Genomic DNA, 15839 nt, shown 5'->3' with positions numbered 1-15839 from the left:
TGTTAATGGCGGATGACATGGTTAACCCGGTGGGCCTCAAGCGTGGCCTGAAGAACCGGCATATTCAGCTGATTGCCTTGGGAGGGGCGATCGGGACCGGGCTGTTCCTAGGCTCGGCGGGCGTGCTCAAGTCGGCGGGGCCGTCGATGATCCTGGGCTATGCGGTAGCCGGGTTCATCGCGTTCCTGATCATGCGCCAGCTGGGCGAAATGATCGTCGAGGAACCGGTGGCCGGCTCCTTCAGCCACTTCGCCCACAAGTACTGGGGCGGTTACGCAGGCTTCCTCGCCGGCTGGAACTACTGGGTACTCTACGTGCTGGTGGGCATGGCCGAGCTGACAGCGGTGGGCAAGTACATCCAGTTCTGGTGGCCGGAAATTCCGACCTGGGTCAGTGCGGTGGTGTTCTTTGTGCTGGTCAACCTGATCAACACCCTCAACGTGAAGTTCTTCGGTGAGACCGAGTTCTGGTTCGCGATCATCAAGGTGGTGGCGATTGTCGGCATGATCGTGCTCGGCTGCTACCTGCTGTTCAGCGGCACCGGCGGCCCGCAGGCCTCGGTGAGCAACCTGTGGAGCCACGGCGGGTTCTTCCCGAATGGCGGCATGGGGCTGTTGATGTCCATGGCGTTCATCATGTTCTCGTTCGGCGGCCTGGAGCTGGTGGGTATTACCGCCGCCGAAGCCAGCGAACCCCGCAAGGTGATCCCGAAGGCGATCAACCAGGTGGTGTACCGGATCCTGATTTTCTACGTCGGCGCCCTTACCGTGCTGCTGTCGTTGTACCCATGGGATCAACTGCTGCAAACCCTCGGCGCGTCGGGCGATGCCTACAGCGGCAGTCCGTTCGTGCAGATCTTTTCCTTGATCGGTAACGACACCGCCGCCCACATCCTCAACTTCGTGGTCCTGACCGCGGCACTGTCGGTGTACAACAGCGGCGTGTACTGCAACAGCCGCATGCTGTTCGGCCTGGCCGAGCAAGGCGACGCGCCGAAAGCGCTGATGAAGTTGAACAAGCAAGGCGTGCCGCTGCGTGCCCTGGGCATCTCGGCCCTGGTGACGCTGCTGTGTGTGGTGATCAACTACGTCGCGCCGCATGACGCACTGGAGCTGTTGTTTGCGCTGGTGGTTGCCTCGTTGATGATCAACTGGGCGCTGATCAGCCTGACCCACATCAAGTTCCGCAAGGCCATGGGCGAGCAAGGCGTGGTGCCGTCGTTCAAGACCTTCTGGTTCCCGTTCAGCAACTACCTGTGCCTGGCGTTCATGCTGATGATCATCTGCGTGATGCTGGCGATTCCGGGCGTACGGGCGTCGGTGTATGCGATTCCGGTCTGGGTCGGGATTATCTATGTGGCGTACCGGTTGCGGTTGAATAACGCGAAGGCAGTAACAGCGCAATAACCCATGTGGGAGCGGGCTTGTGTGGGAGCGGGCTTGCTCGCGAAGGCGTCGTGTCAGTCACCTGATGTATTGACTGACACACCGCTTTCGCGAGCAAGCCCGCTCCCACATTTTGATCGTATTCCAAATGAAAAGCCCCGGTACTGATGAGTACCGGGGCTTTTTGTTGGGCCTTGATTACAGCGTGGAACGCACTCGCCACAGCTCGGGGAACAATACGGTGTCGAGCATCTTGCGCAGGTAACCCACGCCTTCGGTGCCGCCCGTACCAGGCTGGAAGCCAATGATCCGCTCCACGGTGGTGACATGGCGGAAGCGCCACTGGCGGAAGGAATCTTCCAGGTCGATAAACTTTTCGGCCAATTGGTACAGGTCCCAATACCGGCTCGGATCGCGATAAACCTCGCGCCACGCCGCCTCCACGGAATCATCGTGAACCGTTGGCGCCGTCGGGTCGCGTTCGGCGCGCTTGGGGTCGATCGCCAGCCCGGCCTTGGTCATCAGGTTGATCGCCTCGTCATACAGCGACGGCGTGGCAATCGCCACCTGCAGCTCCTTCAACAACTCCGGCCGGTGGGCGTGAGGCCGCAACAGCGCCGCGCTTTTGTTGCCGAGGATGAATTCGATTTCCCGGTACTGGAACGACTGGAAACCCGACGACTGCCCCAGGTACGGGCGGATCGACTTGTACTCCGACGGCGTCATGGTCGCCAGTACCGCCCAGGCGTGCACCAGTTGGTCAAAGATCCGCGACACCCGCGCCAGCATCTTGAACGCCGGCGGCAGCTCACCCAGGCGCACGTGTTCGCGGGCGGCCTTGAGTTCGTGGAGCATCAACTTCATCCACAGCTCCGAGGTCTGGTGCTGGATGATGAACAGCATCTCGTTGTGGTCCGGCGACAGCGGGTGCTGGGCGCTGAGCACTTTGCCCAGGTCCAGGTAGTCGCCGTAGCTCATGGACTCGGAAAAATTCAGCTCGGCGTTATGCCATTCTTCCGGCGGCTGGTAGTCAGGGGAGAAAGGACACTGGCTCATCGCGTGGGCTCCTTGAGCGGGCGGAGAATGGCTCGTACCGGGCTGGCATCGAGGTTGGCAAAACGCAGCGGCAGCGCGATCAACTCGTAATCGCCCTCCGGCACGTCGTCGAGGACGATGCCTTCGAGAATCGCCATGCCATGCCGGGCGACGGCGTTGTGGGAGTCCATGGTCTTGGACTGCTGCGGGTCCAGGGACGGTGTGTCGATACCGATCAGGCGCACACCGAGGCTGAACAGCAACTCGACCGTTTGCGGGGCGACGGCGGTGAAATTCGAATCCCAGGCATCCACCGGCGCCTGTTGATAAGTGCGCAACAGTACACGCTCCGGGAGGTTTTCCAGGCGGCCTTCCAACTGATACGGCTGCACCAGCGCGCCGCTGCCCAGGCAATGCAGCACCCGGCACGGGCCCATGTACACATCCAGAGACACTTCGCCAATCGGCGCGCCGTCCGCGCTGTAGTGCAACGGCGCGTCCACATGGGCGCCGGTGTGGGGCGACAGGGTGATGCGTCCGACATTCACCGGGCACTCGGGGCCGAACTGCCAGACCCGCTCTTCCTGAAACGGCGTATCACCCGGCCAGGTCGGGGTCGCGGTGCTCAAGGGCGGGCTGATGTCCCACCACGTTTTTATTGGATTCATTTCAAGGCTCTCGGTCGTTACTGGGGTGAATGATACGAGGGCCGGCTGTAAATATTCTTGCGAATTCCAGCGCAAAGCGGGAAATCTTTCGCACTTACTGCGAGGAAATGGCTGATTGGCGCACAGATATTTCGTACCGACTCAATCCTTCAAACAACAAATATCCCCTGTGGGAGCCGGGCTTGCCCGCGATGAGGTCGGCACAGCTTGCCCTTCCATCGCCTGACACTCCGCCACCGCGGGCAAGCCCGGCTCCCACAGGGGTTGGCGGTGACTCACGGATGTGCAAATGACTGCGCTTCTGGGCATCCCGATGTCGAGTCCAGACCACTGGCGGGCCGCCCAAGGCGATAGGGTTCGGACTTCCCTTCCACTGCCTCGGAATCATCATGTCCAAGCCAATCACCGTACTGCGCGACACCCATCCACTGCCGGTGCTGGACGCCTGCAAATGGGAAAAACTCGAAGGCGACCCGCACACCGTCAACCTCAACGCCTACACCAGCGAAGACGGCAGCAAGATCATGGGCACCTGGATCTGCACCCCCGGCAAATGGCGGGTGGAGTATGTGAAGTGGGAATACTGTCACTTCCAGGAAGGCTACTGCGTGATCACCCCGGACGGCCTGGAGCCGATCCATTTGCGGGCTGGGGATATCTTTGTGGTGGAGCCGGGGATGAAGGGGACATGGGAAGTGGTCGAGACGGTGCGTAAGTATTTTGTGTTTGCCTGATCCCACCTCCTGGAAAGGGGTCGCCCTGGCCCCTTTTACCTCAACGACGACCGTCGCGCCCTTCTGATAAAAGCAGCACCTCCCTGCCCCTCTTCAAATAACAATCGCTGTTATTCGTAACAGCAACCCTTGATATTCGAAAACAATCAATTAGTATTTTGTGACAGAATATTGTGAGCACCAAGTTCTTGAAAAAATCTCATGACGTAATGCGCAAAATACATAATCAAACTCACCAAACAGTACAACCACTACTTTAGTTATAGATAAGATTGACTTTTGACACCCCCTACACTTTGAGATAGCTTTCTTGCAACCGGTCTATACTCGAATCTCATAGCATTATAACCCGATGATAATAAGAGGTACGGAGAAGGTGCAGAACTTCACATAATCGCAACCTTCACTGCACATTGATGGAAAACGCGCAGCGATTTGAATTAGACTCCAATGAATCAGTTGATTACCCCATTGGTTTGTTCTAAGGACTCCACACGTCTTCCAGCACTTACTGCACGCGGCAGTCGAGACCGCGCTTTTGTAAAAGGATCAAGAAAATGCCTGAAAAAACAACACGTCTGACCATTCTCATCGACTTCCCGACCAAGCAGCGTCTGGAGTCGCTGTCCGAGGAAGTTGACCTTACTATTTCTCAGGTTATTCGCAAGCTGATTCGTGACCATCTCCAGCAATACGAGAGCCAAGTCCCGCCCTCCGTGCTGGAGCCGGAGAAAGAGGATTCATCGCTCTGCTCTTGATATATAAGCCTGGGTAATTTGCCTTTATAAAACTGTGCGGCATAACTTTCTGCTTATTTATCAGCTGGCGCGCAGTTTAATCATGAACACTGCGCGCCACCCCTCTCCAAGTTAAAAACTGGTGATGAACTATGCCTGTGAAACAGCAATGGCTTGCTTGTTATGCTCATCTAAGCAAAGAAATGAATAGGCCTGCTGTATCATCAGACACCGCGCAGCCCTGTACCTTGTTTTTCTCCATGAGCGACGGCACCCAGCGCGCGCATGTTTTTCATATCACGGCAGATAACTTCGAAGCCGCCTGGCAAACCGGTGTGCAGCGCTTGCAGGGAGCCTACGAACGAGACCGTGCGCAGTCAGGCAACATCGTCGAACGTTCATGGATACGCGTCGAATGCGCGATCAACGTAACCGCCATCACCTGGGCCGAACTCAATGCGCGCTTCAAGCGCCACAAGCGTAATTACTTCCGGCGCGGCATCGCCTTCGATGCGGCGCTGCACATCGCGATCACCGAACAGGAACTGAACGCCAACGCGATCCTGTATGGCGGCAACGCTATCAATCACGCGAGCTTCAATGCCGGCAATTTTTCGGTGTACGCCAGGCGCCGTTTTACCGGGCTCAATACAGCCGACCTGATCGCCACACTTGAACCCGAGACCCCCGTGTTCCTGTTCGACACCAAGGGCGTTTTTTGTGCCGAAGACGGCGTGCCCCACCCGCTGAACCCTGGCCCGACAGAAACCGGCTGGCGCACCCTCGCAGCGCTGGAGCCCGGCATGGTAAAGGCGAGCATCATCAGCGCCGCAAGCTACCTGAGCACTCAGGTGCAGGACAGCGGCCAGTTCGTCTACGGCTACTTCCCGTGCTTTGACCGGGCGATAAAAAACTACAACACCCTGCGCCACGCCAGTACCACCTATTCGATGATCGAGGCCTGGGCACTGACCGGCGATGAGGCGCTTAAATCCGCCATCGACCGCTCGCTGGCCTACCTTACCCAGGAACTGATCAAGTCCTACGTGCTGCCCGACGGCAGTGTGGCGGCGTATCTGCTGGACACCGGTGACGAGATCAAACTGGGCGGCAATGCCGTGTGTTTGTTGGCGCTGGTCAAATACAGCGAAGTCACCGGCACCCGCCACTATCTACCCGTGCTGGAAGCCCTGGCCAATGGCATGGCCTGGATGCAGGACGCGACCACCGGCGCCTTCGTGCACGTCTTGCATGGCCGTGACCTTACCGTCAAAGAGGCGTTCCGGATCATCTACTATGACGGCGAGGCCGCGTTCGGGTTGATCCGCCTCTACGGCCTCACCGGCGATAAGCGCTGGTTAACCGTGGTGGAAAAAGCCTTCGACTACTTCATCGAAAAACAGCACTGGCGCGAGCACGATCACTGGCTCAGCTATTGCGTGAACGAACTGACCCGCTACCGACCTGACGAAAAGTATTTCCGCTTCGGCCTGAATAACGTCGCCGGTTATCTGGGGTTCGTGCAACAGCGCATCACCACCTTTCCGACGCTACTGGAATTGATGATGGCTGCGCAGCAGATGCTCGAACGCATCGCCCAGCAAGCGCAATTGCGCCACCTGCTCACCGAGATCGACCTGCACGCGTTTTACCGCGCCCTGCATCATCGTGCGCGCTATTTGTTCAACGGGTATTTCTGGCCGGAAACGGCGATGTATTTCGCCAATCCTGCGCGCATTGCCGGCTCGTTTTTTATCCGTCACCACGCGTTCAGGGTGCGCATCGACGACGTGGAGCATTACCTCTCGGGGCTGATTGCCTACCACCGCTACCTGCTCGACGGCGCGCCGCAAGTGAGCCTGGCCCAGGACGCAGCGCCCCTCGGCTGGGTCTGGGACGCCAACACCCTGGCTCGGGTGACACACGGCACCTGGGCCAAACAGCCACCGCCCGGTTGGTACACGTCGGGTTTGACGCCGTCCATGCAGTTTTTCAAACCCCAGCGCATGCTCAATCGGCACCCCAGCAAGGTGGGTCCGAACGAAGTGCAGTCGGCGCTGCGCTGGGCCCAGGCCAGTCCTGAGCGGCGCCCCTCGGCGTTCTTGTGTGTAGACCCGACGCCCTACCTGGACAGCGGCCTGCCGGTGTTACAGGTCGCCGATACCAGCGAGGCCATGCTGCAAATGGGTCGATACGCCAGGCAGCAATTCACTGGCCAGGTGTTCGGCGTCACCGGCAGCTTCGGTAAAACCACCGTGGTCGCCATGCTCGGCCACGCCCTGAAACACTGGGGCGAAGTGGGCCACACCGAGGCCAACGCCAACCTGCCCCATGGGATCGCCTGGAACCTGGCGAGCATGCCCCGTCCGGCCAAATTCTGGGTACTGGAAATGGCCGTGGGCCGCATGCCGATTAACTCGGAGCTGGTGCGCCCACACATTGCTATCGTGACCGGGCTGGCTCCGGCGCACCTGGAATACCATGGCACCCTGGAAAACCTGGCGCGTAAAAAGAGCGCGATCTTCCGCTCGATGGCACCGGGTGGGCACGCGGTGCTGTGCCGCGATATGCCGCACTACGAGGTGTTCGCCCAGGCCGCCGAAGTCGCGCGCTTGCACGTGACCAGCTATGGCGAACACGCTGATGCCGATGTGCGCCTGCTCGACGTGTGCAGCGAGGCCGACCGGGTCTACGTCACCGCGCAACGTGACACGCAACGGCTGGATTTCAGCCTGAGTGCTCGCGGCCGACACATGGTGCTCAACGCACTGGGGGTGCTGGCGTCGCTGTTCGCCGCCGGGCTTGACGCCGACCAGGCACTGGAAGTGCTGACCGGCTTCCAACCGGTGGAAGGTCGCGGCAATATCCGCTCGATCAAATGCACCGACGGGCATTTCCAGCTGATCAACGATGCGTACAACGCCAACCCCGGCTCGATGGCTGCGGCCTTGCGCTCGATGGCCGACCTACCCGTGGCCTCGCGACACCGGGTAGTAGTGTTGGGCGACATGCTGGAGCTGGGCCCCGACGCCCAGCGCTACCACCTGGAACTGGCTGACTCGCTGCGCGCGGCGGCGCCCCGGCATTTGGTGCTGTGCGGACCGCTGATGCGTGAGGTGTACCGGGTGCTGCGCAGTGAGCTGTCAGTGCAGTGGTTCGAGGATGCCACGGCATTAGGCCAGGCGTTGGCGCGCCACCCCGGCCAGTGGTTCCAGGCGGGGGATTGGGTACTGGTGAAAAGCTCCGGTGGTACCGGGTTGTCGCAGATCTGTGATTGGCTGAACACGACCGAACAGGCGGTGCCGGCGGGTTAGCCCGCGCAGCCCGCTGCTGTCTTCAGGCCAATGTCATTGCGCAGTTGGTGAAACATCGCAGGCACACCCTGCGCCTTGACCAACTGCGCCTGATGCCCGGCGCGAATCAACGCCTGGTAAAAACGCTCCTGCAACACAAATGGGGTTACCTGGTCGTCCACGCTGCCAATCACGAACAACTGCCGCGCAGGCGCAACGGCAATGCCGGCCAGGTGCTCCAGGGGATCGTAGGGGTGCAATAAACCATTGGTGTCGCGTCCCGGACGCGAAGGCAGGCCTTTGCTTTGACGCAACATCTGCGCGCGCTGCACCAGGGCAAACGCGCCGGAAGTCATCACTGCACACTTCACATCGGTACGCCCCAAGGTCAACAACGCCGCGGCCACCGTGGCGCCGCCGCTGTGCCCCAGCAACACAAACTGCCCGATGCCGTAACGCTTGCGCAGCTCGTTGAGCGCAGCGTCCAGCACAATGAATTCCCGCGCCTGGCGCCGCTGCCCATGGTTGCCGCTGGAACCGTAGGTGCCAGGTCGCGCCACAATCACCACCGGTACGCCCGCACGCCGGCTCAGGGCCTTGGCCTGCCTGGCCTTGGCGGCCAGGGTATTGCCACGGATCGACTCGGGCGAGCGGTGCATTTCCACGTTGCGGTCGCCATGAAACATCACGATCACCACGGGCGCATGGCTCAGCACCGCCCCGGAAAAATAGCGAATGCACTCATCGCCCCCGGCCAACTCGACCCAGAGTGCAGAGTCGACCTGGTTGCAGGTCGACTGGTTGGCCGGGGTGTTCCAAAGCAACGGTGTCGAACCCTCACTCAGGGCCCACGCGCCCGGCACGCCGGCCCACAACAGCATCCACCACAACGCAAACCTGGCCACAGCCACCTCGCCTAACGCTCGCGCAAGGCCTCCCGCGCACGGTTCATGGGCTTGATCAAATAGTCGAGCACGGTTTTCTGGCCGGTCTTGATATCCACCGAGGCAATCATCCCAGGCACAATCGAAAACGACTTGCCGGCCTTGTTTTTCAAGGTGTCAGCGTCGGTGCGAATGAACACTCGGTAGTAAAAAACTTCTGGCTTGACCTCGTCCTGGATAGTGTCCGGAGAAATGGTCACGACCTTGCCGTCCATGCCGCCATAAATGGCGTAGTCGTAGGCGGTGATCTTGACCTTGGCCACCTGGTCGGGATGGATAAAGGCGATGTCTCGCGGGGAGATACGCGCCTCGATCAACAACTGCTCATCCAGGGGCACAATCTGCATCAAGCGCCCGTTGGGCGGGATAACCCCGCCGATGGTGGTGACCTCGATCCCCTTGACGATACCGCGCACCGGCGAGCGCAGGGTCAGGCGGGTCACCGAGTCGGAGCGCCCGCGCATGACTGACGACAGCGTCTCGACGTCGGCATTGACCTTCGCCAGGTCCTCACCGGCCCGCACCATATACTCGGAGCGGGCCTGGGTCAGTTTCAACTCCAGCTCGGCCTTTTGGCGCTTGAGGCGCAACACCTCAACGTTGCTGGCGGCGCCGACCTTGGCCAGGTTTTCGGTGATTTCCAGCTCGCTACGCACCAGCCCGAGCGACGATCGCACGCCGGCCAACGATTCTTCGAGGCCCTTGCGCCGAGTGTTGAACAGGTCGGTTTCGGCGCGCACCAGTGCGGGGTAACGCTCAAGTTCCGGGGGGAACAGTAACGGTTTGCCGTCTACCTCGGCCTGCAAACGCGCGACGCTGGCCAGCGATGCCCGGTACTTGGCGGCACTTTCATCAAAGTTGGATTCGGTCTTGGTCGGGTCAAGCCTGGCCAACGTCTGGCCATTTTTGACGATATCGCCCTCCCCCACATTCAACTCCGTGACGATGCCGCCTTCCAGCGACTGGATGATTTGCTCACGCGAGGTCGGGATGACTTTGCCGCTGCCCGTCGAGACTTCGTCCACTTCAAAAAAGTAGGCCCAGGCACCAAACGCAATCAGCATGACAAACACCCAGCCCACCACGCGCGTGGCGCGCACCACGGTGCGTTCATCCACGCCGTCGTGGGTATGCCGGGCGCCTTCGTCTTCGGTGGCGAGCAGGGGTATGGTTTTCGGCGCAGGGCTTTTCACTGGGTTTTCCCCTTCGGTTTGGACAGGCGCGCAATCGCGTTGGCTTTGCTGTCATCGACGATGATCTGGCCGTTGTCGACCACGATCACCCGATTCACCAGGCTCAATACACTCATGCGGTGCGTGGCGATAATCAGCGTGCGATGGGCCGCCCAGCGGTCGAGGTTGTGGATCAACTGGCGCTCGGTCGCTTCATCCAGGGACGCGGTGGGCTCGTCGAGCAACACGATATGCGGCTGGCGAATCATCAGCCGCGACAGCAGCAGCGACTGACGCTGCCCGCCCGACAGGCCCAGGCCACCTTCCAGGATCATGTGGTCCAGGCCGTCGGCGAACTTGCCGATGAAGTCGCCCGCACCGGTCAGCGCCAGGGCCTGGAGGATTTCCTGATCGCTGGCATGCGGCGCCCCCATGATCAGGTTGTCGCGCAGCGTGCCGTGAAACAGCCGCGAGTTTTGTGTCATCAGCCCCACGTCGCGGCGCACGTCGGCGGGGTCGATGTGGCTGAGGGCAACGCTATCCAGGCTGATGGTGCCGGCCTTGAGGTCGAGCATCCCGGCCAATGCCTGCAACAGCGTGGATTTACCCGCGCCGTTACGCCCCAGAATCGCGATGCGCTCGCCCGGCTGGATCTTCAGGTCGGCCACACGCAGCGCCGGCACGGGGGCATCGTCGGAATACTGGAATGTGGCCTGGCTCAGCGCGTATTGGCCTTTGATCACCGGCAGGTGCACGCGCTTGCTGCCCTCGGGATGGTCCACCGGCAATTCCATGATCCGGTTCAGGCCTTGCAGCGCAACCTTGGCCTGCTGCCAGCGCGTCAGCACCTGGGTGATCTGGGACATCGGCGCCATCATCCGCGACGCCAGGATCGACGCCGCGACAAGGCTACCGGTGGTCATGTCGCTGGCCATGACCATGGGCGCACCGAACACCACCACCACGGCAAACACCGAGCCCTGCACATTGTTGCTCCAGGCCACCAGTTTGTTGGTGAGCAGGCGCAGGCGCAGGCTGGCGTCGCCGCAGGTGGCGTTGTAGTGATTCCATTGTTGCTGGAAGCGCTGTTCGGCCTGCAACGCCTTGATGTCGTCCAGGCCTTGTATGGTCTCCACCAGCATGGCGCTGCGCAACGAGCTTTCACGCATCGACTCATTCGCCAGTGCCGCGAGTTTTTTCTGCGCCAACAGCCCGGGCACTATCAGGAACAGCACAGCCACCGTTGGCACCGCCACCAGCGGGCCGGCGATCAACCAGTAGATCACCAGAAACAGCAGGAAGAACGGCAGATCGGCCAGCGCCGTGGCGGTGCTGGAGGTGATCAGCTCACGCAGTTGTTCCAGTTCCTTGAGCTGCGAAATGAACGAGCCGGTGGACTTCGGCCGGGCGCTGTTACGCAAGCGAATGGCATGCCCGAACACCAGGTCGGAAACGCGCAGATCCGCGCGTTTGCCGAGCATGTCGGTGATGCGCACACGGGTGATGCGCATGATGAAATCAAACACCAGCGCCAGCATCACCCCGCCAAACAGCACATACAGGGTGGGCATGGATTCGGCCGGGATCACCCGGTCGTACACCTGCATCGAAAACAGTACCCCGGCCAACCCCAGCACGCTGGTGACCAGCGACGCGAGCATCACATAGCCATAGGGCCGCAGGTCGCGCAGCACGATGTTTTTGAACCACGCCTTCTCGTAAGGCTTGATGTAGTCGTCGACACGCCGGTCACGCACTGCCGCCATGGGTCGCAGAATCACGCTCTTGCGCGCTTGCTCCAACAGGTCCTGGCGGGTGAGCCGGCTTTGCAGGCCGCCGTCGCCGCTGTAGGCGATGCCCAGGTTGTCGCCGTCGCCGAGGGTTTCGAGCACACCCACCTGGCCGTCGGCAAATTGCAGCACCACCGGTAATTGGCGCTGCATCAGCGTGGTTTCGCTGAAGTCGGCAATCACGCAGTTCAACCCCGCCTGGCGGGCCATCTGCCGTACCACCTCTTCCACCGAAGCGCCTTCGGTCCATTGTGCAGCGATGCGCACGCTTTGGGCCGAGCATTCCAGGCGGTAATGCCGGGCCACGCTCAGGACGGCCTCCAGCCACACTTCATAATCCACTGCGGGCGCCGGGTTCAGCGGTGTTTGTACTGCGTTGGTTTCGTCCGCAAGCATCACAGCATCATTCATGGCCGAATCTCCACACCTTGCAGGGTGCTGTTGTCCAGGTGGAACGCCGTGCGCAGTGCGCCCGTGTTGTAGAGGCAATCGATTTTCAGGCGGCGCAGGTCAGCGGCGGTGTTTTCCCGGTCCATGCGTGCCTGGTGAATTTCCTGCTCGGCATTCAGCAGGTCGAGCAACGGCCGTGTGCCCAGTTCGAGGTACTGCTGGCGATACAGGTCGCGGGTTTCGGAGATGCTGCGCTCACGAAAATCCAGGGTGGATAGCCGCTGGCTGAGGCTTGAGATTTGATCCCGCGCCTCCAGCAACCCCTGGCGAACCGCAAGGCGCGCGGCGTCGTTGGCGGCATCGGCGGAACGCAGGGCCTGTTGCGCGGCGGATTTGCGAGCGGTGATTGCGCCGCCCTGGTACAGCGGCATTTTCACGTTGAGAAGTACGCCATAACGGGTACGGTCGCGGCCGCCGGGGACGTTGCTGTCGTCGTTGTTGTCCAGGTAGTGCGTGATGGACGGGTCCAGCGACACGGTCGGCAACGCCTCGGCACGGGCTTGTGCAATCAGCGCCAGCGCATCGACACGCTGCGCCTGGGCGATCAGCAGGGTCGGCGTGACTGCCGTATCGGGTACCACGCCCACGCAGGATTGCTCCAGGCTTGCCGGAAAACCATTCGCCACGCTCACTGGCGCCTGCGACCCAAGCAGGCTGCTCAACGTGCTGCGCCAGCGATTGAATTGCGCGGTGAATTGCAATTGCGTCGCCACCGAGGCCTCGACCCGCGAGCGGGCCTGGATCAGGTCCGAACGGGTGCTGGCGCCCATGTCGCTGCGCTTTTTGGCCAGCTCTGCAATCGCCGAAATGCCGTCGATTTGCTCGCGAGCCAGTTGCACCAGCAACTGCGAGCGCTGCAGTTCGATCACGGCGAACGAGGTATCGCGCGCCACCTGATCGATCGACAGCAATACCGACGCCTGGCTGGCACTGACCCGTGCCAGCGCACTGTCGACAGAACTTGAGACCTTGCCGAAGTCATAGAGCATCTGCGACGCCGACAACGAAAACGCACGGCTCTGGCCGTTGCCCCTCAGGCCGCTGTCGTAGCCGGAGTTGAAGCCGCCGCTGACTTGCGGGTAATAACCGGAACGGGCGATGTTCACGTTCTCGTTTTGTTGGTACAGCTGGCCGATCGCCTCGGAAATTGCCGGGTGCCATTCCACCGCCAGTTGAATGGCGCGTGTCAGGTCAAGGTTGCTCGGTATGACATGCTCGGGTGCCACCGGTGCGCTGACGCCCGTTGGCCCACCGGGTAAATGTGTGCCCAGGTTGCTCGGGCTGATGATGTTGACGCGTTCTTCATCGTCGATATACGACGCTGCCATGACCGGCGCACGCTCGGGCGCGATCATTGCGACTGCCAGAATTACGGCAGACAGCTGCTTGGCCAAACTCTTTTGCCTCACTGCTAGTCACCTGACTGTTGTCAAACCTGATGAGTACAACAACGGACCGTGACTGACGTCACGGCCCATCGCTGCATTACCGTTGGTAGGGAAAACCGGGCCTTGCGGCCCGGCCGGCAAGGGTGGCGTTACACCACGCTGATGCCGCTCTGTACCCAGAGCTGATGGGTTTCATCTTCCGGACTGGTGTAGATCACGTACTCAAGACCGTTCTCTACCTGGGTCGCACCGGCGCTCCAGTCACCTGTCAGGTGCACGCTGTCCTGATCGTCGCCCTGGATCATCAAGCGATCCGACTCAGGCCCGGTGATGGACACCAGGTCTTCGAGGCTCAGGGTCAGGTCGACGGCGCTGACATCGTTCAGGTCGATGCTGTGCACCCCGCTGACTGTGCCAATCAGGTCGGTGAGGTTGATGGCTGCATCGCCGCCTTCCCACAACAACCCGTCTGCACCCGCGCCAGCATCGACATGGGTGAAGTCGGTGTCGTCGGCCACCACGGCATCGTGGTGATCGCCGTCAACGTTGGCGCCGTCATCCGCCGCCTGGTCCACCGCACTGTGGGCAGCGGCAATGCCGGCACCTTCAGTGGCTGGCGCACCCGGGTTGGCGTCGTCCCAGACCAGGTCGCGATCCGGCGAGTCGATGCGCACGTAGAGGTCGGCGGTGTCTTCCTGGCCGGTTGGCGTGGTGAGCTTGTAGGTGAATTTATCCACCTGGCCAATCTCGTCCAGCGTCAGCCCGGCATGCGGGGTGTAGACGTACTTACCATCGGCAAACACGGTCAATGTGCCGTGGTCACCGTTGATTTTCGTCCCCGTTTGCCCAGGAATCACATAGACCCCGTTGACCAGCACACTGAGTACCGTCAGCGGCGAACCGAGGACATCCGGCCCGGACAAGCTGTCGGACAGCAGGTTGCCAGTCGCATTGCTCATTGCACCGGTCACGAACTCCGTGAGGGAGGTGGTAGTGAGCTTCTGCGCAATGTGCAGTGCACTCAGCGACAGCACGGCACCGGTCGTCCCGGTCACGCGATAGGTCCCGGCATCCAACCCTTGGAACGTGTGGTTCGCCTGGGTAGTGGTCTGCTGCGTGACCCATTCGTTACCGATGAACTTCTGCAGATTGACGGTCGTGCCTGGCAACAACGCAATGCCGGTGACGGTGACGTTGATCGCAAGCTCTGCGGTCGTGCCCGTGGCAACGTTGATCTCGGCACCCGTACCCGTACTGCTGCCGAGCAGTGCCAAGTTGTAGCTCAGGGTCGCCAGGTCGGCCTGGGTGACCAGGTTGACGATGTCGATCTGCGCCGAACCCAGGTCATCATTGGCAACCGTGTTGATCACGCCGGGCGCAGATGGATCGGTAGCGCTCCAGTCCACGTTGACACTCGGGCTGTCGATACGCACATACAAGGTTGCCGAGGCCGAAGCACCGGCACCATTGACCAGGTGATACTCGAAGGCATCCACCTTGCCGATGCTGGCGACATCGCCGTTCGGGGTGTACTTGTACTCGCCGTTGGCGAAGATGGTCAGCTGACCATATTGGCCCTGCAGCACCGTGCCGGTGGTGGCGTCGGCATCGACGAATTCGCCGTTGACCTCGACCTGCACCTTCACTGGCCCGCCGGTTCCCGGTTCATCCGGTTTACCGCCAATGCCCGGGTCGGTGATGACGTTGCCGGTGACATCCGGCCCTGCTTCCCCGGTGAAGTCGGTGAGGCTGTCATTGGTGACGCTCAACTTGGCCGTGGCCCCTGCACCAACGCTGACCAGGTTGGGGTCGAGCTTGAGGGTAAAGCGATACTGCCCGGCTTCCAGGCCTTCGATTTTGGCGCTGGAGCTTTGTCCGAACAGCCCCAACAGGTCGAGCAAGCCCGAACCGTTGCTGCCTTGCTGCACCGGCAACCATCCACCGGCACCGTCGCTCACTTCCAGCGTGGCAGTGAAGCCACCGCCCAACAGCGAGACCAGGTCGGCCTGGGCAAACTGTAGGTTCAGCGTTCCGCTGGAACCCTCAGCAACCGAGAACTCCTGCTGCTTGGTGTGATCGCCCAGAATGATGCCGCCGACACCCAACAGGGTGAACACGCGCATATCGGCCAGGCCGGTGTTGGATGTTACGGGTTTGATGGTTACTTCGCCGGTGGCGAGGTCGTCGAAGGCTTCGAGGTCGGCGTCGGCGTCCGCATCAGCATCAGCATCCGCATCCGCATC

The 15839-nt window shown here is 61.0% G+C and carries 11 protein-coding genes; 4 read left to right on the top strand and 7 right to left on the bottom strand.

Annotated elements, in window-relative coordinates; genetic code table 11:
* Window positions 1-5 precede the first annotated feature (5 nt).
* On the top strand, window positions 6-1406 hold the full coding sequence (locus HYE77_RS24570; protein ID WP_003212324.1) for an amino acid permease: 1401 nt from the start codon (window positions 6-8) through the stop codon (window positions 1404-1406).
* A 177-nt stretch (window positions 1407-1583) separates the two neighbouring features.
* Here the strand turns inward: HYE77_RS24570 and kynA are convergent, their stop codons facing one another.
* Both kynA and kynB read right to left on the bottom strand, forming a co-directional pair.
* Window positions 1584-2441: a tryptophan 2,3-dioxygenase gene (kynA, locus tag HYE77_RS24565; protein WP_008436669.1), complete on the bottom strand. Its 858-nt coding sequence runs from the start codon at window positions 2439-2441 to the stop codon at window positions 1584-1586.
* Complete coding sequence (kynB, locus tag HYE77_RS24560) at window positions 2438-3088, bottom strand: arylformamidase (RefSeq protein WP_177069637.1); 651 nt, start codon at window positions 3086-3088, stop codon at window positions 2438-2440. Before kynB ends, kynA begins: the two co-directional genes overlap by 4 nt.
* Before the next feature lie 389 nt (window positions 3089-3477).
* Here kynB and HYE77_RS24555 point away from each other — a divergent pair, with 389 nt between their 5' ends.
* The 3 genes from HYE77_RS24555 to HYE77_RS24545 all read left to right on the top strand — a co-directional run bounded on the left by HYE77_RS24555 (window position 3478) and on the right by HYE77_RS24545 (window position 7873).
* Entirely contained in the window at window positions 3478-3822 is a 345-nt protein-coding gene (locus HYE77_RS24555) for a cupin domain-containing protein (protein WP_003212331.1), read from the top strand.
* A 557-nt stretch (window positions 3823-4379) separates the two neighbouring features.
* Complete coding sequence (locus HYE77_RS24550; protein ID WP_003212332.1) at window positions 4380-4580, top strand: hypothetical protein; 201 nt, start codon at window positions 4380-4382, stop codon at window positions 4578-4580.
* Window positions 4581-4819: 239 nt separating this feature from the next.
* Window positions 4820-7873, top strand: a complete 3054-nt coding sequence (locus HYE77_RS24545; protein WP_177069636.1) for a UDP-N-acetylmuramoyl-tripeptide--D-alanyl-D-alanine ligase — start codon at window positions 4820-4822, stop codon at window positions 7871-7873.
* On the opposite strand, the gene HYE77_RS24540 is transcribed toward HYE77_RS24545, so the two are convergent.
* From HYE77_RS24540 to HYE77_RS24520, 5 genes are all read right to left on the bottom strand, one after another.
* Window positions 7870-8733 (bottom strand): S9 family peptidase, encoded by an 864-nt coding sequence (locus HYE77_RS24540; protein WP_102605610.1) that lies wholly within the window; start codon window positions 8731-8733, stop codon window positions 7870-7872. The two genes, HYE77_RS24545 and HYE77_RS24540, sit on opposite strands and share 4 nt — an antisense overlap.
* Window positions 8734-8768: 35 nt before the next feature.
* A complete protein-coding gene (locus tag HYE77_RS24535; protein ID WP_087693464.1) occupies window positions 8769-9959 on the bottom strand; it encodes an HlyD family efflux transporter periplasmic adaptor subunit in 1191 nt (396 codons plus the stop codon).
* Window positions 9960-9985: 26 nt separating this feature from the next.
* Entirely contained in the window at window positions 9986-12169 is a 2184-nt protein-coding gene (locus HYE77_RS24530; protein WP_177069635.1) for a type I secretion system permease/ATPase, read from the bottom strand.
* Complete coding sequence (locus HYE77_RS24525; RefSeq protein WP_177069634.1) at window positions 12166-13563, bottom strand: TolC family outer membrane protein; 1398 nt, start codon at window positions 13561-13563, stop codon at window positions 12166-12168. Before HYE77_RS24525 ends, HYE77_RS24530 begins: the two co-directional genes overlap by 4 nt.
* A 182-nt stretch (window positions 13564-13745) precedes the next feature.
* The coding region (locus HYE77_RS24520) for a BapA/Bap/LapF family large adhesin (RefSeq protein ID WP_256347477.1) at window positions 13746-15839 on the bottom strand (2094 nt) is incomplete at its 5' end.

The organism is Pseudomonas sp. IPO3774 (genome assembly GCF_013386835.1).
Classification (GTDB): Bacteria; Pseudomonadota; Gammaproteobacteria; order Pseudomonadales; family Pseudomonadaceae; genus Aquipseudomonas.
The sequence above is the reverse complement of the archived record's forward strand: the minus strand, read 5'-3'. Positions and strand labels throughout refer to the sequence as shown.

Excerpts from the sequence above, each read along its gene's own strand:
- HYE77_RS24540 (WP_102605610.1), bottom strand. The coding sequence starts at position 8,733 with ATGCTGTTGTGGGCCGGCGTGCCGGGCGCGTGGGCCCTGAGTGAGGGT.
- kynA (WP_008436669.1), bottom strand. The coding sequence starts at position 2,441 with ATGAGCCAGTGTCCTTTCTCCCCTGACTACCAGCCGCCGGAAGAATGG.
- HYE77_RS24525 (WP_177069634.1), bottom strand. The coding sequence starts at position 13,563 with ATGATCGCGCCCGAGCGTGCGCCGGTCATGGCAGCGTCGTATATCGAC.
- HYE77_RS24550 (WP_003212332.1), top strand. The coding sequence starts at position 4,380 with ATGCCTGAAAAAACAACACGTCTGACCATTCTCATCGACTTCCCGACC.
- HYE77_RS24570 (WP_003212324.1), top strand. The coding sequence starts at position 6 with ATGGCGGATGACATGGTTAACCCGGTGGGCCTCAAGCGTGGCCTGAAG.
- kynB (WP_177069637.1), bottom strand. The coding sequence starts at position 3,088 with ATGAATCCAATAAAAACGTGGTGGGACATCAGCCCGCCCTTGAGCACC.
- HYE77_RS24545 (WP_177069636.1), top strand. The coding sequence starts at position 4,820 with ATGAGCGACGGCACCCAGCGCGCGCATGTTTTTCATATCACGGCAGAT.
- HYE77_RS24555 (WP_003212331.1), top strand. The coding sequence starts at position 3,478 with ATGTCCAAGCCAATCACCGTACTGCGCGACACCCATCCACTGCCGGTG.
- HYE77_RS24530 (WP_177069635.1), bottom strand. The coding sequence starts at position 12,169 with ATGAATGATGCTGTGATGCTTGCGGACGAAACCAACGCAGTACAAACA.